The 24,019-nt window shown below is 35.8% G+C and carries 25 protein-coding genes, 1 pseudogene and 1 riboswitch; of the genes and pseudogenes, 11 read left to right on the top strand and 15 right to left on the bottom strand.

Features of this window, described 5'->3' with window-relative positions; genetic code table 11:
- Positions 1-68: 68 nt before the first annotated feature.
- Entirely contained in the window at positions 69-224 is a 156-nt protein-coding gene (locus ACFWDE_RS05490) for a hypothetical protein (RefSeq protein ID WP_002011566.1), read from the bottom strand.
- Positions 225-321: 97 nt separating this feature from the next.
- On the opposite strand from ACFWDE_RS05490, the gene ACFWDE_RS05495 reads away from it, so the two are divergent.
- On the top strand, positions 322-705 hold the full coding sequence (locus ACFWDE_RS05495; protein ID WP_377890618.1) for a DUF3905 domain-containing protein: 384 nt from the start codon (positions 322-324) through the stop codon (positions 703-705).
- 39 nt (positions 706-744) lie between these two features.
- On the opposite strand, the gene ACFWDE_RS05500 is transcribed toward ACFWDE_RS05495, so the two are convergent.
- The 5 genes from ACFWDE_RS05500 to phaR all read right to left on the bottom strand — a co-directional run bounded on the left by ACFWDE_RS05500 (position 745) and on the right by phaR (position 5,959).
- On the bottom strand, positions 745-2,094 hold the full coding sequence (locus tag ACFWDE_RS05500) for a TrkH family potassium uptake protein (RefSeq protein ID WP_377890620.1): 1,350 nt from the start codon (positions 2,092-2,094) through the stop codon (positions 745-747).
- Positions 2,095-2,117: 23 nt separating this feature from the next.
- Positions 2,118-3,311 carry an NAD(P)/FAD-dependent oxidoreductase gene (locus tag ACFWDE_RS05505; protein ID WP_377890622.1) on the bottom strand — a complete coding sequence of 398 codons (1,194 nt, stop codon included), beginning with the start codon at positions 3,309-3,311 and terminating at the stop codon, positions 2,118-2,120.
- Positions 3,312-3,405: 94 nt separating this feature from the next.
- The gene (gene phaC / locus ACFWDE_RS05510) at positions 3,406-4,491 is read right to left on the bottom strand and encodes a class III poly(R)-hydroxyalkanoic acid synthase subunit PhaC (protein ID WP_002170962.1); all 1,086 of its coding nucleotides are present in this window, start codon (positions 4,489-4,491) and stop codon (positions 3,406-3,408) included.
- Between the two features lie 83 nt (positions 4,492-4,574).
- A complete protein-coding gene (locus ACFWDE_RS05515) occupies positions 4,575-5,318 on the bottom strand; it encodes an acetoacetyl-CoA reductase (protein ID WP_000250406.1) in 744 nt (247 codons plus the stop codon).
- A gap of 158 nt (positions 5,319-5,476) precedes the next feature.
- On the bottom strand, positions 5,477-5,959 hold the full coding sequence (phaR, locus tag ACFWDE_RS05520) for a polyhydroxyalkanoic acid synthase subunit PhaR (protein WP_000566956.1): 483 nt from the start codon (positions 5,957-5,959) through the stop codon (positions 5,477-5,479).
- A 198-nt stretch (positions 5,960-6,157) separates the two neighbouring features.
- Between phaR and phaQ the strand changes: the two genes are divergently transcribed.
- From phaQ to ACFWDE_RS05555, 7 genes are all read left to right on the top strand, one after another.
- Complete coding sequence (gene phaQ / locus ACFWDE_RS05525; RefSeq protein WP_000903018.1) at positions 6,158-6,610, top strand: poly-beta-hydroxybutyrate-responsive repressor; 453 nt, start codon at positions 6,158-6,160, stop codon at positions 6,608-6,610.
- Between the two features lie 42 nt (positions 6,611-6,652).
- Entirely contained in the window at positions 6,653-7,177 is a 525-nt protein-coding gene (phaP, locus tag ACFWDE_RS05530; RefSeq protein ID WP_377890626.1) for a polyhydroxyalkanoic acid inclusion protein PhaP, read from the top strand.
- A gap of 101 nt (positions 7,178-7,278) precedes the next feature.
- A complete protein-coding gene (locus ACFWDE_RS05535) occupies positions 7,279-7,722 on the top strand; it encodes a MaoC family dehydratase (protein ID WP_219917564.1) in 444 nt (147 codons plus the stop codon).
- 142 nt (positions 7,723-7,864) lie between these two features.
- Positions 7,865-8,050 carry an alpha/beta-type small acid-soluble spore protein gene (locus tag ACFWDE_RS05540; RefSeq protein WP_000241212.1) on the top strand — a complete coding sequence of 62 codons (186 nt, stop codon included), beginning with the start codon at positions 7,865-7,867 and terminating at the stop codon, positions 8,048-8,050.
- Between the two features lie 114 nt (positions 8,051-8,164).
- Positions 8,165-9,484, top strand: a complete 1,320-nt coding sequence (locus ACFWDE_RS05545) for a TrkH family potassium uptake protein (RefSeq protein ID WP_002149655.1) — start codon at positions 8,165-8,167, stop codon at positions 9,482-9,484.
- A gap of 38 nt (positions 9,485-9,522) precedes the next feature.
- Positions 9,523-9,695: riboswitch (yybP-ykoY riboswitch) on the top strand.
- A gap of 79 nt (positions 9,696-9,774) precedes the next feature.
- Complete coding sequence (locus ACFWDE_RS05550; protein WP_377890629.1) at positions 9,775-10,569, top strand: TerC family protein; 795 nt, start codon at positions 9,775-9,777, stop codon at positions 10,567-10,569.
- Between the two features lie 209 nt (positions 10,570-10,778).
- The gene (locus ACFWDE_RS05555) at positions 10,779-11,630 is read left to right on the top strand and encodes a formate/nitrite transporter family protein (protein ID WP_377890632.1); all 852 of its coding nucleotides are present in this window, start codon (positions 10,779-10,781) and stop codon (positions 11,628-11,630) included.
- Between the two features lie 36 nt (positions 11,631-11,666).
- On the opposite strand, the pseudogene ACFWDE_RS05560 reads toward ACFWDE_RS05555, so the two are convergent.
- The 9 genes and pseudogenes from ACFWDE_RS05560 to ACFWDE_RS05600 all read right to left on the bottom strand — a co-directional run.
- Positions 11,667-11,750, bottom strand: a pseudogene (locus tag ACFWDE_RS05560) (cyclic-phosphate processing receiver domain-containing protein); the annotation flags it as partial.
- Positions 11,751-11,764: 14 nt separating this feature from the next.
- Entirely contained in the window at positions 11,765-12,487 is a 723-nt protein-coding gene (locus tag ACFWDE_RS05565) for a prepilin peptidase (RefSeq protein WP_377890634.1), read from the bottom strand.
- Between the two features lie 112 nt (positions 12,488-12,599).
- Positions 12,600-13,310: a LutC/YkgG family protein gene (locus tag ACFWDE_RS05570; protein WP_377890636.1), complete on the bottom strand. Its 711-nt coding sequence runs from the start codon at positions 13,308-13,310 to the stop codon at positions 12,600-12,602.
- A complete protein-coding gene (locus ACFWDE_RS05575) occupies positions 13,310-14,731 on the bottom strand; it encodes a LutB/LldF family L-lactate oxidation iron-sulfur protein (protein WP_377890638.1) in 1,422 nt (473 codons plus the stop codon). Before ACFWDE_RS05575 ends, ACFWDE_RS05570 begins: the two co-directional genes overlap by 1 nt.
- Positions 14,732-14,747: 16 nt before the next feature.
- On the bottom strand, positions 14,748-15,467 hold the full coding sequence (locus tag ACFWDE_RS05580; protein WP_002149679.1) for a (Fe-S)-binding protein: 720 nt from the start codon (positions 15,465-15,467) through the stop codon (positions 14,748-14,750).
- A 166-nt stretch (positions 15,468-15,633) separates the two neighbouring features.
- On the bottom strand, positions 15,634-16,323 hold the full coding sequence (locus ACFWDE_RS05585) for a FadR/GntR family transcriptional regulator (RefSeq protein WP_377890683.1): 690 nt from the start codon (positions 16,321-16,323) through the stop codon (positions 15,634-15,636).
- A gap of 229 nt (positions 16,324-16,552) precedes the next feature.
- Positions 16,553-17,953 carry a sensor histidine kinase gene (locus ACFWDE_RS05590; RefSeq protein ID WP_088098832.1) on the bottom strand — a complete coding sequence of 467 codons (1,401 nt, stop codon included), beginning with the start codon at positions 17,951-17,953 and terminating at the stop codon, positions 16,553-16,555.
- Between the two features lie 3 nt (positions 17,954-17,956).
- On the bottom strand, positions 17,957-18,628 hold the full coding sequence (locus ACFWDE_RS05595) for a response regulator transcription factor (protein ID WP_002126137.1): 672 nt from the start codon (positions 18,626-18,628) through the stop codon (positions 17,957-17,959).
- Positions 18,625-19,596 carry a YncE family protein gene (locus ACFWDE_RS05600; RefSeq protein WP_377890642.1) on the bottom strand — a complete coding sequence of 324 codons (972 nt, stop codon included), beginning with the start codon at positions 19,594-19,596 and terminating at the stop codon, positions 18,625-18,627. Before ACFWDE_RS05600 ends, ACFWDE_RS05595 begins: the two co-directional genes overlap by 4 nt.
- 136 nt (positions 19,597-19,732) lie before the next feature.
- Between ACFWDE_RS05600 and ACFWDE_RS05605 the strand changes: the two genes are divergently transcribed.
- The 3 genes from ACFWDE_RS05605 (at position 19,733) to ACFWDE_RS05615 (ending at position 23,703) form a co-directional block, all read left to right on the top strand.
- On the top strand, positions 19,733-20,848 hold the full coding sequence (locus tag ACFWDE_RS05605; RefSeq protein ID WP_377890644.1) for a CdaR family transcriptional regulator: 1,116 nt from the start codon (positions 19,733-19,735) through the stop codon (positions 20,846-20,848).
- A gap of 117 nt (positions 20,849-20,965) precedes the next feature.
- On the top strand, positions 20,966-22,378 hold the full coding sequence (gene glcD, locus ACFWDE_RS05610) for a glycolate oxidase subunit GlcD (protein WP_341307346.1): 1,413 nt from the start codon (positions 20,966-20,968) through the stop codon (positions 22,376-22,378).
- Positions 22,375-23,703 (top strand): (Fe-S)-binding protein, encoded by a 1,329-nt coding sequence (locus ACFWDE_RS05615; RefSeq protein WP_377890647.1) that lies wholly within the window; start codon positions 22,375-22,377, stop codon positions 23,701-23,703. Before glcD ends, ACFWDE_RS05615 begins: the two co-directional genes overlap by 4 nt.
- The last annotated feature ends 316 nt before the right edge of the window (positions 23,704-24,019 follow it).

The following is a 24,019-nucleotide window of genomic DNA, read 5'->3' on the forward strand; positions in this document are numbered from 1 at the left end:
GAAATTTACAAATAATTAAAAAAACCTTTATAATCCCACAAAAAAATGAGGCGTTTGTAAAAAACGCCTCATTTTTGTTTACCTTTTTTTGAATTACGATTTGCGTACTTCGCACTATTTTCTCCTTCATACTCTAATGCAAATTCTGCATCTGGTAAGCTTTCTTTCGGAGTTTTATTATTATTAATTGCTGCATTTTGTTTTACTTTTCTTTTTACCAACATACTCACCTGCTCTCACGGAATAACTTTCTATTCTAGTTTGAAACAACTTACAGTAATTATTACTGGGAAGTGTTAACAAGTACAGAAGAGCTTATAGATGGAAATACTACATACGAACAAGCCATTACAAAAAGGAGCGATTACTTTGAAAAAAAAAGAAACGATCCAATCGCCAATTTTAGACGAGACGCTCCCGCATCAAATGAATTTCCCATCATTTAAAGGCACAGGAAAGCAAATGCAACAACCTTTTATTAATGAATACGACGTTGTAATCGGAGACAGTAAATATGATTCCACGAACAGTCCCCTTAATAATTGGAGTGATGAAATAGATCCTGCCATTATGGCTGGAGAAGAATGGATTCATCCTACAAATGATATCGGATGGATTTCAGAAGAAAATCAAGAACTACTAAAAAACGAAGTTGATAACAAAAATGATGCTTTTATGCACCCTCAATTTGGAATTAACGATTAAAAAAACCATTCTACCTAACGTAGGTAGAATGGTTTCATACTATCCAATAATAATTCTCTCTTTCGGATATTTATAGCGAGGTGGTTGTTCTCTTCCACCACTAGCTAATATAAATGTTAAAATACCGACGCGTCCGATAAACATAAGTACAATGAGTACAAGTTTACCAACAGTTGTTAACTCTGGAGTAATACCTGTTGATAGTCCAGTCGTCCCGAAAGCAGAACAAACTTCAACGATCAAGCTCATAAACGGTACATTTTCCGTAATGGATAAAATGAATAGCGCTGATGCACATAATAAAATCCCCATTGTCATAACGACAGATGCTTTCAACACGTCCTCTTCATGTAGCTGACGTTTGAAAACACGGACTGTTCTCCCGCCCCTTGCAAATGTATATAGCGATAATATACTAACAGCAAATGTTGTTGTACGTATCCCGCCCCCAACTGAACTTGGAGATGCTCCAATGAACATTAATATACTCATAAATAAAAGCGTTGGTTGTGATAATTCACGTATATCCATTGTAGCGAGTCCACCACTTCGCGTCGTCACAGATTGGAATAATGTATAAAATACAGTTTCATGCCATGACTTTCCTACTAAAAAATGATTTCGTTCTAATAGAAAAATCATAATTGTTCCGACAATAACGAGTGCAAAAAATGTCATTGTCGTCAATTTTGTAAATAATGAAAAGCGAAATAGTTGTTGTTGCCTTTTACTAAGGAATTGCTTTACTTCCATTAACACCGGGAAACCAATAGCTCCTAAAATAATAAGCAACATATGAATCATTTGAACAATATAATCTTTTTTGTACGGAATAAGTGATTGTCCTGTTAAATCAAATCCTCCGTTCGTTGTTGCACTCACAGCGGCAAAGAAACCGTGAAAATAAGCTTCTTGCCAAGTCGGGAAATATAGTAAAAATCTTGTACCTAACAGTATTGCTCCAATGAGTTCTATCGAAATAATTACAATTAAAATAGAACGCATCAATTCTACAAGACCCGATAAATTTCCTTGGTTATGGTCTGCCATAATTAACCTTCTTCGCTGCAAACCAATCTTTTTACCCGTTATAATCCAAACGAATGTGCCAAGTGCCATAATTCCTAATCCGCCTAATTGTAAAATCAGGGCTAAAACAATAATTCCTGCTGTTGTAAACGTATCTGAAATAGTAACAACAGACAGTCCTGTAACGCTTACAGCACTAACAGATGTAAACAGCGCATCTATAAATGTCCATTTCACGCCAGGCTTCGTAACAAATGGTAAACTAAGTAAAATTACCGATACAACTACCGCTAGTAAATAAAATACAACGATAAGTTGCACGGGGCGTAACTTTTGTAAAAACTTTTTTATATCTCTCATTCCATCACTTCGCTACCTTTTTTCTATCGATTAAATAAAGAAAAATCATTACTTTCTTCATTTGTAAATAACTGCTGAAATAGTTTTGCAAATACCATTCCGTATACAGTTCCATTTCCCCCATACGGCAGTGCGTAATATAAATTATGTATTTTTTTATCTTCTTTCAAAATAGGAAGACCGTCATGACTGCCACCAAATGCTGCTGCCCAATAGTATTCTGCCTGTATATTTTTATACTGCGGGAACATTTCTTTTACAATGTTAATAAGGAGATCACGCTTATGCAATAATTTCGTGTCGCCGATTTTTTGAATTTTCAGCGCCTCATCTAATCCGCCTATAATAATACGATTTTGATACGTTCGATAATACAAATACGGACGTGCTGTTTCCCAAATTAATGATTGCTCATGCCAGCCTTCAAAATGATCTATCTTATTTGTCACAACTGCATAAGACGTTTCTACTGTTGTATTTTTTTCTTTCTTTCCAAAAATTGCTTCATAGCCTGTCGCCATAATAATATTTTTTGCCACGATTTTATTTCCTGTATTCGTGTAACAAATTAAATCATTTTGGATTTGTTTAATATGTAATGCCTCTGTATGTTCATATATAGTAGCGCCCATTTGTTTCGCTTTATGCAAAAGACTATGCGCTAATAAATACGGATTCACCTCTGCATCACCGCTTGTATATAACGCTGCTTGTTTTGCAAATGAATAACGTTTCTTAATATCAGACTCTGTAAAATATTCAACCGGAAATCCATAATGGCGTAACGTATTATATTCTTCCTGTAAAAATGAAATATCCTCATCTCTACTTGCATAATACAAACTATTTCGCGGAATAAAATGGGGATCAATATCGAGAGTTGGCACAACCGTCTCCATTGTTTGCAGCGCTTCATAACAAAGTCTATATGCTCGTACCCCTTTCTCTTCACCAAATGTATGAATAAGAGAGGTCAACGATTTATCATGAACAAATTGTAATAATCCTGTATTTGCAGCTGTGCTACCACATGCAACTGCTCTTTTTTCAATGAGCATAACACGCATTCCAATTCTAGCTAACGAATACGCTATATGAGCACCTGCTTCTCCACTTCCAATTACTAGCACATCACATATCATATCATTTTCTAACGTTGGATAACAAGGTACAGAAACCCCAGCATTCCAAAACAACTTACCAGTCATAAGCTTCATAATTATACTCCTACAATGTATTTTTCTCCTTCCTATGTTTCGTCATTTCCCATAAAAAAATCCAACTAACATACGCTAGTTGGATTTCTTCTCTTTAATTAGAACGCTCTTCAAGCCAATTCCCAACCGTCGGATATGTTTGCTTTACAGCCGTTCCACCATACACGATAGACATATGTCCTGTCGGCAAACATACATACTGTTTATCTGTGCTAGAAATATGATCCAGTAAAGCTTCTACTTGACATGGCAGAGCAATGTGATCACGTTTCGCAGAAATATTTAAGACATTCGCCTTAATATTTGCAAGGTCTACCTTTTGTCCGCGAATAACGAGTTCACCCTTCACTAATTTATTATTTTGATAAAAATCACGAATCCATTGTCTATAAGATTCACCTGGGAACGGAATACCATCGCCTACCCACTTTTGAACTAATTTCCAACTTTCGACGAAGCGCTCATTTTCTGAACGATCGACTAAAGCAACATATGGGCCGACAAAGTTTGTAATTGGTTTTAACATCTTATTTCCGAAATCAATCATTTCTGGCGGAATATTTCCGAATGTATCAACCGCTTTATCTAAATTGAAATATTTCTCATCTAATAAAGGACCGTATAATCCTGTTTCAGAGAAATCAAAAGGACTTGTCATAAAAATCAAGTTACGAATTGGCATGTCCGGATGAAGCGCTGCATAAATAGATGTTAACGTGCCACCCATGCAATAACCAAGTAAAGAAATCTCGTCCGATTTTGCAGTTCTCATTACTTTTTTCACTGCTTTTGCAATATAATCGAACACGAAATCATCAAATTTCAAATGACTATCTTCTAAACCAAATGTGCCCCAATCAAGCATATACACATCAAAACCACGATCTACTAAATATTCCACTAAACTATTACCTGGAGTTAAATCCATAATATACGGTTTATTAATAAGAGCGTATATTAATAAGATTGGAACTCTCTGTGTTTTTTCTTGTTTTGGAATGTAACGATAAAGCTTCGTTTTATTCTTCGTCCAAATAACCTCTTTCGGTGTTAAACCAACTTGTGGTTCTGGTTCGCGTAATAAAATTTCGCTCGCTCTTTTCACACGGCGATATGCTTTACGATATTCTTCTGGGTACAACTCCAATTGCTTTTCCCATTCCGTTACGAATGTAGTCATTTTTTCTATCTCCTTTTTGGTCAATTTCTTTCTAAAAAAAGAAGTGCATTCCTGCTATGGATATGCACTTTTTTCTTCCTTCATTACATGTATAATCCGCCGTTAATGTTTAATTGCTGACCTGTGATATACGCACCGTCACGGCATAGATATACTACACCTTTTGCAATTTCATCAGCTTGACCAAAACGTTTTTTCGGGATTTTCGCAACGATTTTTTGACGCACTTCTTCTGGTACTTCTGCTACCATTTCAGTATCAATAAATCCTGGGCAAATTGCGTTTACAGTTACATTTGTTCTTGCAAGTTCTAACGCTAATGATTTTGTAAATCCTAACATACCTGCTTTTGCTGCTGAATAATTTGTTTGTCCAAATCCACCAGCTTGGCCAATAATAGAAGAAATACTAATGATTCTTCCTTCTTCTGCTTCCGATATGTATGGAAGTACCGCGCTTGTTGTATTAAATACACTGCTTAAGTTCACGTCAATTACGCGCTCCCAATCTTCACGATTTAACTTTTTGAATGTACGATCTCTTGTAATACCAGCATTATTAACAAGAATGTCAACTTTACCAAAATGATTCACAGCTTCTTCTACAAGTCTGTTTGCATCTTCTACTTTAGAAACATCCGCTTGAACTGCATAAACATCATGTCCTTCTTTTCCTAATTCATTTACTAAGTTTTCAGCTGCTTCTTTACTGCTGTTATAGTTAATAACTACTTTTGCTCCCTCTTCTGCTAATGCTACTGTAATTGCTTTTCCAATTCCTTTTGCCCCACCTGTTACGATTGCTACTTTGCCATTTAATTGAACCATTTCTTTTCCCCCTTAAATGAATTTGTGAACGATTGTTATGAATCATTTTGGTACTCATACTAATTGAGTCCATATATTTATATTAATTATGTTTCGTTGTTTATACATGAAAAGAGATTCTCCCTCTCTCTTTTACACGTTATAAACAAACGCGATTATCATTTTTTATTTTCTGGCTTATTTACAGGCTTTACTTCTTCTTTTACAGGTACTTGTAGTTTAGCAAGTACTGCATTTTGCTTTTCTAGCAATTCTAAAATTTGATCAACTTTCGTTTCTAACGTGCGCATATCTTGTTTTACTTTCGTAACATCACGCTTTAATGTAGGAGCTTGTCCTAATGAATCCACTTTCTCTTCTAGAATTTCCTCGATGTTATCAACTTTATTTTCTAAATTAATAACAAGCGTAGCTACTCTAGCGATATCCTCTCTCGTCGGCACATTCACCTGCTCTAAATAATTTTTTGTCGTATCATTTAATGCTTTTTGATAAAACAAATTCAAATCTAGAACGCTGCCCATCCAAGCAGAATATTCTTCTGTTTTAATTGTTTCATTGAGCGCTTTTCCCCAAAATGTTTCGGTTTGTTCATAAGCATTTTTCCATGCTTGCAATGGATCGAATTTTTGATCAATCACTTCGCCTACACTCCCTTTTTCGTTTTTGAAACAATTCAACCTATTCACTATTTTCTAATATTCCGAATAAAACTTCAAGTATATATTTTATTTTTCTTTATTTTCTAACAAATGTATTGACATTAAAAACAGATAGGTGTAAATTGCACTTATAAGCAAAAAATTCCATCTAACTGATTCATGAGGTGATGCACAATCATGCTACATAATGAACCAGAACACCCAGAAAGTTTGGAAAAAAACCAAGCGAAACAACCAAACTCCATGCCAAAAAACTTCTTAGTTCCTTTCTTACTTCTCTGTCTAAAAGACTGGAGTCTTCATGGTTACAAACTTATTCAAATGCTAATGGACATCGGCTTTTCTTCTGTTGACCAAGGTAATGTGTATAGGACACTACGCAAATTAGAAAAAGAAAATCTTATTTCTTCTACTTGGGATACAAGCGAAGGCGGGCCCGCGAAACGAATTTATTCTTTAACAGAATATGGAGAGCAATATTTAACAACATGTGCGACTTCTTTTGAACATTATCAAAATATGTTGCGGACGTTTTTCACGTTATACACCAATGCATTCTTTCCATTTTCTACTTCTCCAGAAAAGGATGAAAAGGATTCTTCATCTTCACCTGGTGGTACAGCAGAGTAATCTGCGTTCACAATATGCAAAAAAACATTTGGAGGTCAAACAATGGAAACTAAGCCATACGAATTAGTCGATGCATTTTGGAAAAACTGGTCTCAATCTCTTTCCCTCTTCTCTTCAGCTGGGAAACAATTAGAGCAACTTACTTTAGAAACGTTAAAACAACAACAAGACGCTTTGTATAAATTAACATCAGGAGTAGATGAACTAGAAAAAGAACTACACCAATTCACTGCTCAGTTCAATAACCAATATACAGACTATGTGAAGCAATTAACTGGAAACTCCTTAAATGATCAAATTAACGAGTGGCAAGAAAAGTGGAATGAGCTTTCTAATCAAATGCACCAACTTACTGTTTCGCCTACGAAAACATCTTTGTCTATTCTTACTCAAACTAGCGGCCAATTTGAAGAAACAACAAAACACTTTATCGAACAACAACAGTCGCAACGTGAAGAGGTTCAAAAACAGTTAGAAGTTTTTTTGGGAGAGTTCAAGTCCAAACAACTAGAACTCGCAAAGCAGTTCGAGGCAAACTCAAAAAATCTATTTACTTCCATCAAGTAAGAAAAATGTGGCAACTAACTGCAGCACAAACAAAACTCTTTCTTCCTCCTACTACATCAAGATGGCTTACATTTTTCGATATGGAAAAGAAGGAGGACAAAATGAATCCATTTCAAGAAGCACAAACTGTTCCGGAGCTTCGTTACGATGAGATTCAAGTCGGTGATCAAGCATCTCTAACAAGAACAATTACGGATGAGGACGTTATCAATTTTGCAAAATTGACTGGAGATGTAAATCCTATTCATATTTTAGACTCTTTTGCAAAAACGACAATGTTTAAAGAACGTATTGCTCATGGCATGCTCGTTTCCAGTTTTATTTCTACCATCCTTGGAACGAAACTCCCGGGCAAAAATACGATTTATTTATCTCAAAACGTTTCATTCCGCGCTCCTGTCAAAATCGGCGATACACTTCGTGTAGTGGCAGAAGTCATTAAAAAACGGGATGATAAAAAAATCATTACATTGCAAACAAACATCTATAATCAATCTGATGATATTGTCGTGGAAGGTACAGCGACAATACTGAAAAAAGAGTAGCAAATTTGCTACTCTTTTTTCTATCCAATAACTTCTAATCACACCGATTACTTCCGTGTATGAGTACGTCGTTTCCACATAAAATAACGTTACCAGATAGCACTTAGCTAAACTGGATTACTCTTTAAGGATGTGTATCAGCATGGTGAAAACAAACAAATTACTAGTTCCAGGTGCAGAACAAGCGCTTGAACAATTTAAATATGAAATTGCACAAGAATTCGGTGTAAGCTTAGGATCTAATACAGCATCTCGTTCTAACGGTTCAGTTGGCGGGGAAGTAACGAAACGCCTTGTTGCTTTAGCGCAACAACAATTACGCGGATAATACTATAACATATGGCTTAGAGGCAGATATTCTCTGCCTCTTTCTATTTTCATCATACATAATCGTGCTTTTTCACATACTAGTAAGAGTAAATTGAAAGGAACGATACGTGATATGAAACGGATTAACATTAGCATGAGTCCTCCCCGTGTTCTTACTTTATCTTTTATTTCATTATCAATTATCGGTACATGCTTATTAAAACTGCCAATTGCTACAACAACGTCTATTTCATGGCTCGATGCCTTATTTACAACGGTTTCTGCTTGTACGGTTACAGGGCTTGGTGTTGTGGACACTGGTAAAGTATTTACCTTATTTGGCCAATGTGTCATTTTAACACTTATACAAGTTGGCGGGCTTGGCATTATGAGCTTTGCTGTTTTAATCGCAATTATGCTCGGTAGAAAAATCGGCCTTCAAAACCGGATTTTATTACAACAAGCATTAAACCAAACAAATGTCGGCGGAATCATTCGTCTTGCAAAAGCATTATTTTTATTTTCTTTTACTGTAGAATGTATCGCTACTTTATTTCTCTCCTTTGAATGGGTACCAAAATACGGGATTGCCAAAGGGATATATTACAGCTTTTTTCATTCTATCTCAGCCTTTAACAATGCTGGGTTTTCTGTGTGGAGCGATAACTTAATGTCGCACTCCCATAGCATTCTCGTCAATCTCGTTATTTCTTCCCTCATTATTTTAGGTGGGATTGGTTTTACAGTTATCGTAGATATAAAAAGAAAGAAAAACTTTAAAAACCTTACTTTGCACTCAAAGCTTATGCTCTCTTCTACTCTTATCGTCAATATTATTGCTACAGTTTTCATTTTCATATTCGAGTTTCATAATTCAATTTCCATGAGAGGTTTTACACCATTTGAAGAAGGGATGGCTGCTTATTTTCAAGCGGTTTCAACACGTACTGCCGGATTTAATACTGTTGATATCTCTGCATTATCAAAACCTTCACTTTTATTAATGATGCTTCTTATGTTTATTGGTGCTGGCAGTGCTTCAACTGGTGGTGGGATTAAGTTAACAACTTTTTTAATTATGTTTTTAGGCGTATTTAAATTTTTGCAAGAACAAGATGATATAGTAGTGTTTAAAAAATCCATTAAAGATACGCTCATTGTCAAATCATTAACAATTACTATTATTTCAATTTCGTTTATTTTTCTTTCCATTTTAATTTTAAGCATCACTGAGAAAGTTCCTTTATTAATGAGTGCTTTTGAAGTATTTTCAGCATTTGGAACTGTCGGCCTTAGCATGAATTTGACGCCACACTTAACAATCATCGGCAAAACAATTATTATCTTTATGATGTTTTTTGGAAAGATGGGGCCTTTAACATTAGCTTTTTCATTTGCACGTAAAAAACAAAGAAAAATAAAATATCCAAACGAAGATATTTTAACAGGTTGACAACCGTATAAATTATCCATATAATGAGGATATAATAGCATATCTCCAAAGGGGAGTAGCGTCCAAGAACTATTTCTTGGAAACAAAGTCGTCATTACGTAGAACTTAGTTCTTCCGGCTTTGTTGGCATTTTCATTACATATGTCTAGCAAGACCTTTGCCTATCAACGGCAGAGGTCTTTTTTGTTTTCAAATTCCTTTCACCGTTGATACGCAGGAGTATGGGGAAACTAAACAGTGGGGAACTTCTTCACTTGTTTAGTCTTTATAGAAATGAGAGGAGAATGTACATGGATGTATCATTATTATTGGAGTATGGTTGGGTATTACTCATCCTAATTGCACTAGAGGGGATTTTAGCAGCTGATAACGCTCTCGTTCTCGCAATCATGGTAAAACATTTACCAGAAGAAAAACGAAAAAAAGCACTATTTTATGGATTAGCAGGAGCGTTCGTTTTCCGCTTCGGATCACTATTTATGATTTCGTTCCTAGTAGATGTATGGCAAGTGCAAGCAATTGGTGCGATTTATCTTATGTTTATCGCGGGGAATCACTTATTTAAAACGTATGTTAAAAAGAATACACATGAAGAAACAGAAGAAAAAGAAGAAAAGAAAAAACAAGAGAACTTTTGGTGGACTGTATTTAAAGTCGAAGTTGCTGATATCGCCTTCGCTGTTGATTCAATTTTAGCTGCTGTTGCATTAGCAGTGACTTTACCGAAAACAGGATTAGGTACGATTGGTAGTCTTGATACAGGTCAATTTATCGTTATCTTTACAGGTGGACTTATCGGATTAGTTATAATGCGATTTGCAGCAACTGCTTTCGTACAAATATTAAAACGTAAACCAGGACTTGAAACTGCAGCATTTTTAATTGTAGGTTGGGTTGGTGTGAAATTAACAGTTTATACGCTAGCACACCCTGCTTTAAATGTCCTTCCGCATTCATTCCCAGAATCTACTCCGTGGAAGCTTACATTCTGGATTATATTAGTCGGAATCGCAGTTGGCGGTTGGTTCTTCTCGAAAGAGGTAGAAGTAAAAGTAGAAAAGAATTTAGACGAAAAAGCGCTGTAATTACAGCGCTTTTTCTTTTTCTCTTGTTTCAATCCCCTCTCTATTTTTAGAAAAAATTCCATTATACTACCTTTTGCAAACGCTTTCTTATGAGATGTATGTCCTTTTTGTGAAATATTGCACAAACTTATTGAAACTATGAACAAATCCATGTACTTTATTCATATAAGGAGTATTTATAGACGATGTACTAAAGGAGCGTATTACTCATGCTAGAACAAGGATTAGATTATGTTGTAAAACTGGCTAAGAGCAAAAAGCAAATGCTAGATACAAACCCAATGCAATATTTCATCCGCGCTGCACTTGCTGGCATTTATATCGGTTTTATTATTGTACTATGTTTTAAATTAGGTAACTTTTTTCATATTGCAGATTCACCAGCAACTTATTTAGCTGCATCCATGTTTTTCGGAATTGCTCTCGTACTTATTATATATGGCGGTGCTGAATTATTTACTGGAAATACAATGTACTTCACAGTGGCAACTTTAAGAAAAGAAACAACTATTTCTGATACACTTCGCAACTGGGTTGCTTGTTATGCGGGTAACTTAGCAGGTGCTTTATTCTTTGCCTTACTATTTTACGCAACTGGAATTTTCGAAGCAATTGATCACGGTCACTTAATGAATAAAGTAGTTGAAGGAAAGATGAATACACCTACAATGCAATTATTCTTTAAAGCGATTTTATGTAACTGGCTCGTATGTCTTGCTTGCTTCTTACCTTCTCAAGTAAAAGGTGACACAGCAAAAATAATGATGATGATGATGCTCGTTTTCACATTCTTCTTATCTGGTTACGAGCATAGCATAGCAAACTTATCATTGTTTGCCTTATCTTTATTATCACCACATCCTGATACAATTACTTTCGCTGGGGCTATTCATAACTTAATTCCAGTTACAATCGGTAACATTATTGGCGGATCTGTATTTGTTGGTATGGTATATCATTACTTAACAAAGAAAGCACCTAATGTTAACCAAGAAGAAACTGAATTAGTAGCCGCTCAAACAGAGGAAATCATTCCTTTACAAGCTCATATGAAACATTAAAAACTCCAAAGTTTCACTTTGGAGTTTTTAGCTCCCTACATATTTCAAGGTGGCTTCTGCTGTAGTTGCCAAAACATATCCGTACGGGCAACTTCTTTGATCATCCATATATACATTCATGTTCTATCTCCTCTTTATTTTGCATATGTGACCAACACATAACATATTGCTCCAAGGCTAATAAAAGGTCCAAACGGAATTGGGGTTCTTATTTTTATACGTTTTAACGCTATACCTATTCCGAAAAAACAAAGACTAAAGCAAGATGCTAAAAATAAAGTTATAAAAACCCCTTTCACTCCCACTATAAATCCGAGTAACGAAAGTAATTTCACATCACCTCCGCCAAGACCATCTGGATAAATCCTTTGCATGCAATATAACAAAATGAATATAGTTCCACTACCAGCTATACTATCTATCCAAGTAACTAACGGTACAAAAATACATTCTAAAATAAGCAAAAGAGCAAAGCAAATTAAAATACGATTAGGTATTAGCATATATACAAAATCTGTAACTGAAATAATAAGAAGTAAAGAAAAAAGAGATAAAATGGTGATGAGCTCTCGTTCTATTCCAATGACATACACAGTAAGAAAAAATAGACTGCCTGTAACAAATTCAAATACTATGTACATAATCGGGATTTTTCTCTTACAATTCGTACAACGCCCTTTCTGCATACAAAATGAAATGATCGGAATAAGTTCTTTCGGTTTTAACGTATACTTGCAGTAATGGCAATACGAACGCGGTGTAATAATAGATTCCCCTATTGGAACTCTCATCGCAATCACCATAAAAAAAGAACCAAACACCATCCCTGTTAACAATACATATAAATAAGTGAACATCCCTTCCTCTCCTTTCCAAAAGAACATAACAAAAAAAGGAGAGAACTTCTACTTCATATTATCTTTATTCTATTAAAAAAGCAGGCCGTTTTCCGGCCTGCTTTCCCCTATTTTATACGATGAAATATACTGCTTTTAATGGTCCATGTACTCCGACCACAAGATTCATTTCAATATCCGCAGAGTTACTTGGTCCTGTAATAAAGTTAATACAAGATGCGACTGCTTCACCTTTTTCCACACGAGAGTTCATGTGTTGAACTGCTTGTGTAATACGAGGTACAAGTGTTTCACGTGGAATAATAGCAAAGTATACAGTCGGTAAAAAGTGTAAAGAACGCCCTTGTCCTTTATGACTTTGTACAACAATCGTACCCGATTCCGCTAAAGTATAATCACTAAATGCGATTCCAATATTCGCTTTTTCCGCTATACGCATATTCGCTTCTTTTTTCTCAGGATCCCATATATTTACTTCAACATTTTGCTTTGGAAGCTCTTCTTTAAATAAAGAAGTCAATCCATAGGAATCAAAACGCTCATCTGCTGATAATATAATAGGTCCTCCGCCGTTTTCAACGATTACTTTTTGAATATCTTCACGTAAACGGTCGTTTGTCGTTTCCACAACAGTTGTATGAATGTTTGTACATTGATTTTTAAATACTTCTAACAATTCTTCTTGTGAATAATCTTTTAACGTTTCTTCATTCACATTACTTTTCCATTCTGGACGTTCTACGCCTTCTGTTTTACGCGCGCGCCCAAGTTCTTTTGCGATATTATCTAGAAAGGACTCGCGGTTTTGAATTAATCCTGTCATTATTTGTCCCCGCCTTTCTTATGATTTTTATACCAATCACGGAATCGTTCTTTACTTGGAGCCGGGAATTCACGAATATCCGTCCAGTTTTTAAGTGGGCCAACGCCTTTTGATACACGGTTGCCAGATGTAAATGGACTCATTGCTGCCGGTGCTATTTTTGATCCCATTTTATATAAAGCTGCTGAAGATGCGCCCATACTAAACATTTTCATTGCTAATTTCTCTGCAAGCGGGGCACGTCCTTCTTGCTCAACGATAACTTGACGATGTTTTAATAATAAATCATGTAACGGAATCTTTACTGGACAAGCTTCCGTACACGCTCCGCATAAACTAGATGCATAAGGAAGTTCTTTATAATCATCATATCCACCTAAAAGTGGTGTTAACACTGCACCAATTGGTCCTGAATAAATAGAACCATACGAATGTCCACCAACGTGACGATACACAGGACATACATTGACACAAGCAGCACAACGAATACATTGCAATACTGAACGGAATTCCGATCCAAGAATTTGAGAGCGGCCATTATCAACAACGACTAAATGAAACTCTTCTGGTCCATCTACCTCTTCCTCTTGAATTGGTCCTGCTACTGTTACATAACTTGTTAATTTTTGACCTACCGCACTACGACATAATAAACCAACTAAAACATCTAATTCTTCCATTGTCGGAACCATACGTTCCATACCCATTACTGCAATTTGTGTTTTCGGAATCGACATAACAAGATCGGCATTACCTTCGTTCGTCACTAAACAAAGAGAGCCCGTATTTGCAACAGCGAAGTTACAACCTGTCACACCAATTTCTGCATCCATAAATTTCTCACGAAGTTGTTTACGAACAAACTTTGTCATTTCGTATGGATCATCAGAATTTTCATATCCAAGTTTTTCTTTAAATACATCACGAATTTGCGTTCTGTTTTTATGAAGTGCAGGCGCAATAATATGTGATGGTGGATCGTTATCTACTTGTAAGATATACTCTCCTAAGTCACTCTCTAACACTTCACAACCAATCTCTTCAAGGGCATGATTCATACTAATTTCTTCAGTTACCATTGATTTTGATTTAACAACTTTCTTCGCTTGTTTCTTTTTTGCAACGTCTTGAATGTACTTTGCTGCATCCTCTTTCGTTTTCGCAAAGTAAACGTGACCGCCTCTTTTTGATACATTTTCACTTAACTGCATTAAGTAATAATCAAGATTCTCTAACGTATGTTGACGAATTTGTTCACCTAGTTCACGCCACTCTTCCCAGTTTCCTAACTCTTCAGCTGCTTTCAATCGATTTGTATATAAACGCGTTTGTGCAGAAGATACTGCCCCGCGCATAAACGAATCTTGAATTCCATCGCCAACGCGATCATTAAATTTTTTCTCACTGATTTTCATAGACATAGCTTATGTTCCCCCTTCATGAGCGACTATTCAAGACCTCAGCAATATGCATTACTTTTACTTCTTTTCCTAAACGCTCAATACGTCCGCCAATGTTTAACAAACACCCACAATCTGCACCGATTAAATAATCTGCACCTGTTTCCATTACACTATCTACTTTTTCATCTACCATTTGCTCAGAAATTGGAGTCATCTTAACTGAAAACGTTCCCCCAAACCCACAACAATTTTGCACGTTTGGCAGTTCTCTCACAGTTAATCCTTTTACGTTTGATAATAAAATTCCTGGTGCCTCTTTTACTCCAAGCAGGCGTGTCATATGACACGATTTATGAATAGTAGCTATTCCTGGTAAACTTGCACCAACATCTGTAACTTTTAAAACATCTACAATAAATTGTGTGAATTCATATGTTTTATCAGCAACCTTTTGTGCACGTTTAGCCCACTTCGGATCATCTTTAAAAACATGCGGATACTCATGAAACATTGTCGCACAAGAGCCAGATGGTGTAACGATATATTCTGCATCTTCGAAAGTTTCAATCATATGTTTCATCGCTTCTTTTGCTGCTTCTACATGGCCGCTATTATAAGCAGGCTGACCACAACAAACTTGTGCTTCTGGAAATTCAATTTCACAACCTAAACGCTCCAATACTTCAACTGTTGCTTTGCCGACGTTTGTTTCAAACATATCGACTATACAAGTAACAAATAAAGTAACTTTCATAACTATAATTCCCCCTCATTACAACTTCGCCAACAATCATATGGTCATCAGATGACTAAGATTAGAAGAAGTAGGCTCAACCATGGCCTATCCTCTCCCTCTTCTAAAGAAAACGTTTACTTAATCTCTCTATTTTATCAGAAAATTAGAATTTTAAAAGATTAAATTACGAATTTATATCGCTTTTACCTGTGACAATATGTTCTACATTTGTTAAATGATTTAGCATTGCTTGCTGCGCTGATTCCACATCTTGCTTTAACACCGCATTATATATAGATTGATGCTCTTCTAAAAGTCGTTCTGATGTTGTTTGTTCACCATATAAAATAATGCGTCTTGATTCACCAATCGTTTCAGCAATCATCTCTGAAACATGATTCATGAGCTCAAGTAAGATGTTATTATGCGAAGACTCTGCAATTCCCATATGGAACTGAAAGTCTGCTTTTTCGCCAGCCTTTTCATCTCCAATGCTCTTTGCCATTTCATCTAACCAATGCTTCATATTTTGTAAATTAGCTTCCGTACGTTTTGCCGCTGCCGCTCGAACTGCCCCCACTTCGAGCACCTTCCGTACTTCTAATAAATTCAAAATATCCTCTTTCTTCATTAATAACTTGTTATTTAGTGATTTCGTTAATGAAGAAGGATCGAAATTCCTTACATATGTACCTTCTCCTTGTTTCATTTCAATTAAGCCCATTGCTCTTAGCGCACTTAGCGCTTCACGAACAGCAGATCTGCCAACTTGAAACTGCTCAGCTAATTGATGAACAGGAAGTAGTTTGTCACCAGGTTTTAACGTACCATTTTTAATCATTGTTAAAATAGCTTCAGATACTTCTTCGTAAATTTTTTTCGGTTTAATAGATTTGTACTCCAGTTAAATCACCTCAGTATCTTCCAAACAACAATTGTAACGTTTTATAAGAACTTAGCATCCATAACTATTTTAGAACGAATTAGTAAGAAGTACAAATGTTTTGTTCATAAAATAGTCAATTTTTTGATATTTGTTTAATATTAATTAATACATTTACGCGTAACTATTTACCTTCAATATGAAGAGCATATTCCAAAAGTTAGAATATGCTCTCCTCATCTTGTGCTTTTAATTTAATAATAACTGTCGTTCCCTTTCCTTTTTCACTTTCTATTCTCCACTCACCATCATGTATATGAACAATTTGCCTTACAATTGCAAGGCCTAAACCTGTTCCACCGTGTTGACGACTTCTCGCTTTATCTACTCGGTAAAAGCGTTCCCCGAGATTTTCTAAATGCTCTCTATCAATACCTATTCCTGTATCTTTTATGTGCAATTCACAATAATCATCAATTTGCTTTAATGTTATTATGATATCCCCGTTTTGATTTGTATAACGTATCGCATTATCTAACACATTATGAAGTACTTGTTGCATACGATCCTCATCAATCATTACGATAATTTCAGGATTTAAATTCGTTGAAATACGAAGTTTTTTTTCTATAAACTGTAACTCGTACGTATCTAGTACATCTTCAATAAGCTGTGAAAAAACGATAGGTTGTTTCTTTAGGGGAAAGTGTTCACCTTCTAGCTGCGCTAGATCTAATAAATCATGAACGAGGCGCTGCATGCGACCTGCTTCTTTATGAATAAGTTGCGTTACTTTTTCCTGCTGCGGCCCCTTCGCTACACCGTCTAAAATAGCTTCACTATATCCTTTAATATAACTAAGCGGTGTTCTAAGTTCATGCGAAACATTAGCTAAAAATTCCTTACGCTTTACATCTTCTGTTTCTAAAGAATTTGCCATTTTATTAAAAGCTTTTCCCAATCGTCCAATTTCATCTTCTGAAGAAATTGTAATCCGCTCTGAGAAATCTCCAGTAGCCAAATGATTTGCAACTCGTTCCATTTGCGAAAGCGGTCTCGTAATAGCGATAATAATTTTTCTACCAATCCATATTGTAATTAAAATCATTGCAAGTGCTAACGGCGCTAAAATAAGACCCATATCAAATATTAAGTCTTTTATACTTTTTAAAGGAATATAAGAGTATACAATACCAACTAATTTTTTATTATCTAAAACAGGGATGACAACACCCATAATATTACGATCAAAATGTTCTTCATACCCTATCTTTGTCACAGTTTTCCCATCTAATAGCGCCTGTCTATCCCCTTCACTTATAAGAGAATGATGGTGCACATCAAAAGGCAAACATGCGCTTAAATCACGCGGATTGTATACGAAAAGGACATCTGAACTAGATATTTGATCATACGCCCTTACTTTCTCTTCAAAAGTGGATACTCCTTCACGTTTATCATATTGCGTGGCAAGACGTTTCCCTTCCATTACTAATGAATCTTTTAAATTATCAACGTATAACTTTTCATATGAGTATAAAGATACAAAATAAAGAAAGGAAACTGTTACACATACTGCACATACTACTGTAAGCCAAAGCTTTTGTACCATCGTAAACATACGTTACACCTCAAATTTATAACCTACACCCCAAACGGTTTGAATGTAGTTTCCACTTTCTCCTAGCTTTAGACGCATCGTTTTCACATGCGTATCTACCGTTCTTGTACTTCCTGCATAATCATATCCCCACACCTTTTCAAGCAATTGTTCCCGGCTAAATACTTGTCCATTATGTTGGCAAAGAAAATATAGTAAATCGAACTCTTTTACCGTAAGAGGAATCGTCTCACCATTCGTCTCGACCCTCCTACTTTTTTCATTAATAAGAATCGGTCCAAATTGAATCTCTTCTTGCTGTTCTTGCTTTGTATATCGTCTTAAAACAGCTTCCATACGAGCAATTAGTTCACCGGGACTAAATGGCTTTACAATATAATCATCTGCTCCCATACGTAAGCCGTTCACCCTATTCCACTCTTCACCTTTTGCTGTTAAAAATATAATAGGTACATCCGACGTTTTTCGAATCTCTTTACAAACTGAAAGCCCATCCATCTCAGGCATCATAATATCTAGTACAACGAAATCATAATGATCCGTCTCTAATTTTCGAAGTGCCTCTTTTCCATTTTCAGCTTCTCCCCACTCGTATCCGAAGTTATCTAAGTACATTCCGACAAGTTGCCTCATATCACTTTCGTCATCTACGACTAGCACGTTATATTTACTCATTGTCCTTCCCCTTCTCTCTCTATGAGTTGAAACGGTCCTTTTCCGACTTTAATTGTTTGTTTTATTTTCATATTCTTCATATCCATTACGCATACTTCATCGCTATCATAACTAGCTACATATCCTTCTGCACCGCTTTTCAAAAATGCAAATGGATTAGATCCTACTTCTGCAAATCCTACCTCTTGATACGTACTTGCATCAAACTTTCTAAGCGTATTTGAACCGTGACTTAGCGCATATACATACTTATCATCCTTTGTTATATTCACAGGCATAAACGGAGCATGTAAAGAACGCATCATCTCTCCGCTCTGTAAAGAATACACTAATACTTTCTCATTCACTTGACTTCCATCACCATGTCCACCAATCCATATTTCTTTCCCATCAGCGCTAACCGTCGCTCCTGTTGATGCTGGCGGAATCATAAAGGACTGTATCACTTCTTTTTTCTTTGTATCAATAGTCGTTAGCTTCGTATCATAAAAGTTGAGTACAGATAACTGGTTATGATGCTCTACCATCGTTATCGGCCCTTTTCCTGTTGAAACACTCCCTGTCTCTTTTCCTTTTATCGTAAAGAACCTTACCTTTTGTTCATTTTGATCGGCAGCAAATAAATGTTTTCCATCATCTGATGCGATAACATTAGCAATTCCTTTTCCAGTCTTATATTTGTCCACTTGTCTTCCTTCTGCTAGTGAATATACATACATATATTCTAATTGCTTACCATAAACAAGTATTTCCTCGCCATTTGGAAGTAGCGTAACCCCCGCAATCGGCTCATTTAATTCCCATGTTGTTAATAGCTTCTTTGTTTTTTTATCAATAAAACTAATACTACCTTCCTTTATATTTGTTGTTATAATAACACTTTTATCTTTAGTAATCGGTGTATACAGACTTCCTTGACACCCTACTAATAGAAATAAAAAACAGAGAAGAAAAACGTACTTTCTCAAAAGATTCCCTCCATCTTCGGATGATTTCGTTATAATTGTAAAATAACAAATAAATGTGTGGAAAATGTGAAATCTTCCTTTATTAATAAACTTACATATATAATGTACAACAAATAGAATTTGAGGTGTGTAAATTATGCTTTTTCCTGATTTAGCGAATAAAATTGTACGTGAAGTACGCAGATTAATTACTGAAAACATTATTATTATTAATATACAAGGCGTTATTATCGCAAGTACAGATGCGGAAAGAATCGGTCAATTTCATGAAGGTGCACTCCGCTGTGCGAAACAAAAGAAAACTGTCATTATTACAAAAGATGATGAACGACGACTGCAAGGTGTAAAAGCTGGTATGAATCTTCCTTTACTATTCCATGACGAAGTAATCGGCGTGATTGGAATTACAGGAGAACCTGAAAATATTTCACAATACGGAGAAATATTACGTAAGATGACCGAATTATTAATCCATGAAAACTACTTTTTAGAACAACTAGAACTTGAGCACCGTTCTTATGAAGCATTTGTCTTTGATTGGCTTCAAAATACAGACTGGTCTCCAAGTTTTCTCGATCGTGCAAAAACGCTTGGCATTGATTTATATAAGAAGAAACAACTTATTTTATTATCAATCGCCCAAGATAATACGATGCTCCAGCGTAAAATTTGGCAACATATGCGCAACATTTTAGCAAAAGAAAATTTATTTGTTCGCTGGGGAAATGATCGGTTTATTTTGTTTACAACAATGCAATCCAAAGAGCAAACCTTTCAATTTTTAAAACGGTTAAAACGAGACTGTGAAACTTTATTTTCTATTACTTTATATATCGGGATTGGACAAACAGTTACACCAAGCAATATGACCTTATCGTACGAACAAGCATTACGCGCCCTTTCAGTATCACTTAAAACGAAAGAAATTGTATTTAATGAAGATTTACGTTTAGAAATGTGCTTACAAGATATTTCTACTGAAACTCGGGAACAGTTTCTAGAGCGTACCATTGAAAACTTAGTATCATCTCCTGAGCTTATGCACACTTTACGTTTATTTATCGATTATAACCAATCTTATAAGCAGACAGCTGAGCAATTACATATACACATTAACACATTGCATTACAGGCTAAAAAAGATTGAAGAACATATAGGACTTGACCCGAAACAATTCAAAGATTTAAATATTTTATACTTCGCACTCCTCTTATTAGATAATCATACAAAAAATAACGATAAAACAGATTAATCTTTAGATGATTGTACATAGAAAGAATCCCCCGACTTTTTTATCATTATAATGAAAGCACTGTTAAAACGTTTTTTACTATGACGAAATACGTTAACAGTTTGAGGGGGATTTCCAATGTTAGAAAAGCAAATTATTGATTCATTCGTATCTATTGTTGGTGAAGATAATGTAGATACATCCAATATGGGACGTTTAACTTATAGTTATGATGCCACTCCAAACTTCCAAGCGATGCCTGATGCAGTCATTGCTCCTCGTAATACAAATGAAATAGCCGAAGTGTTAAAAGTGTGTAACACTCATAAAATCCCTGTATATGTTCGCGGGTCTGGAACAAACCTTTGTGCTGGAACGTGTCCACTTGAAGGTGGTATCGTCCTTATTTTCCGCCATATGAACAATATTTTAGAAATTGACGAAGAGAATTTAACAATTACTGTACAAGCTGGCGTTATTACACTTGATATTATTAAAGCAGTAGAAGAAAAAGGTTTATTTTATCCACCAGATCCAAGCTCTATGAAAATTTCTACAATCGGCGGTAACATTAATGAAAACTCCGGCGGATTACGTGGTTTAAAATATGGCGTAACACGTGATTATGTAATGGGGCTTGAAATTGTCTTACCGAACGGCGATATCATTCGCACTGGCGGTAAATTAGCAAAAGATGTAGCTGGTTATGATTTAACTCGTTTATTTATTGGTTCTGAAGGAACACTTGGTGTTGTTACGGAAGCTATATTAAAACTTGTCCCTATGCCTGAAACGAAGAAAACGATGCTTGCGCTATATGAAGATATTAATGAAGCTGCTCGAGCTGTTTCTGCTATTATTGCAAATAAAATTATTCCGGCGACACTTGAGTTTTTAGACCAACCAACAATTGAAGTTGTAGAAGAGTTTGCACAAATCGGTTTACCAACTGACGTCAAAGCAATTTTATTAATTGAACAAGATGGCCCGCCCGAGGTTGTCAATCGCGATATCGAAAAAATGGCTAACGTTTGCCGTGCTATGAATGCGGTCGATGTTCGCGTTGCAAAAGATGAAGCCGAAGCAGATGCGCTTCGTACAGCACGCCGTAGTGCACTATCAGCACTTGCAAGACTAAAACCTACGACAATATTAGAAGATGCAACTGTACCACGTTCACAAATAGCTCCAATGGTTGAAGCTATTAATGCAATTGCAAAGAAATATAATATTCCTATTTGTACTTTTGGTCATGCTGGTGATGGCAATTTGCACCCAACTTGTATGACAGATGCCCGTAATGAAGAAGAAATGCACCGTGCTGAACAGGCTTTTGCTGAAATATTTGCGAAAGCGATTGAGCTTGGTGGCACGATTACTGGTGAACATGGTGTTGGCGCGATGAAAGCTCCTTATTTAGAAATGAAATTAGGTAAAGAAGGTATTGCTGCTATGCAAGGGATTAAACAAGCCTTCGACCCAAACAACATTATGAATCCTGGAAAGATGTTCGCGAAAGACTCTCGTAAAAGAGTGGTGGTTGAGCGATGACAACATTAAATAAAGAAAAAATTCAAAAGGAATTTAAAGAACGATTAAGTGAAGATGAACTATTAAATTGTATGCGATGCGGTTTTTGTTTACCTACTTGTCCTACTTACATTCAATCTGGATATAAAGAATCACATTCACCACGCGGTCGTATCGCATTAATGAAAGCCGTCGTAGATGGTTTAATTGATCCAGATGAAGATGTTGAAAATACTTTAAATGTTTGCCTAGGCTGCCGTGCTTGTGAGCCCGTTTGTCCATCTGGTGTTAATTATGGACATTTATTAGAAGAAACTCGTGACATTATTAATCAAAACAAAAAATTCTCAGTGCCCGTGAGAGCTGTTCGTAAAGTCGTTTTTGAAGGACTATTCCCGCATCAAAACCGAATGAGAACACTAACAGGGCTAATCGGATTTTACCAGCGTTCTGGTTTACAAACGCTAACACATAAAACGGGTATTATGAAGTTATTCCCTGAAACACTTGCAACGATGGATCTCGTTTTGCCAAAAGTCCCTAAAATGAAAGCAATGAAAGATCGTCCTGAATTTTTACCTGCTGAGGTGGCAAAGAAGAAACAAGTTGCATTCTTCACAGGTTGTTTAATGGATACGATGTTTTTAGAAACAAATAACGCAACGATGAAACTTCTTCAGTTAGCTGGTTGTGATGTCGTTATTCCGAAAACACAAAGTTGTTGCGGAGCATTACACGGACATGCTGGTGAAAAAAGTGGGGCAAAGGAATTGGCGAAACGAAATATACAAGCGTTCGAAGATTTACAAATCGACTATATCATTACGAATGCAGGTGGTTGCGGAGCTTATCTCGTAGATTATGATTATTTATTAAAAGATGATCCTAAGTGGGCTGAACGAGCAAAGCAGTTTATTTCTAAAATTAAAGATATTACTGCTATACTAGTAGAATTAGATTTCCATAAACGTACTGACTTACGACTCACGCCGCAGATCATTACGTATCAAGATTCTTGTCATTTACGTAATGTTATGCGAACATCTTCTGAGCCTCGTATGTTACTAGAGGCCATCCAAGGCTCAACATACCGTGAAATGAAAGATGCGGACCGTTGCTGTGGTTCTGCTGGTATTTACAATATTGTTCATTCAGAGTTATCAATGGAATTTCTAGATTATAAAATGGACCGTGTGCATGAAACAGACGCGGCGACAATTGTTACTGCAAATCCAGGTTGTCTATTACAAATGAAATTAGGTATTGAACGAGAAGATCTTTCTCATAAAATGAGAGGAATTCACATTGTAGATTTATTATTAGAAGCAATTGAAACCAACTCGTAATAACTCGTAACATACGTAATAATAGGAAAACGGCTATCTCCTTCGTCTATGTAAAGAGATAGCCGCTTTTTTGTCTGCTACAACATTAAAAATATGTTACTTTATTATAAAAAAGAACAACAGAAACATTACAGTTTTGTAAAAATCAATCCAGTATATTCCTCAATAAAATGCTAAAACCATTGATACAATAGGATTCTTCATTTTCGATTTAGGTAGATTTATCCAAAAACACCCTCTTAAAACCAAGTATAAAAATGCTAGAAATTCCTTTTACACTCTATGTTTCTCTCATTTCTACCCTTTTCTCCTCTTA

The organism is Bacillus sp. NPDC060175, assembly GCF_042728695.1.
In the GTDB taxonomy this organism is placed as follows: Bacteria; Bacillota; Bacilli; order Bacillales; family Bacillaceae_G; genus Bacillus_A.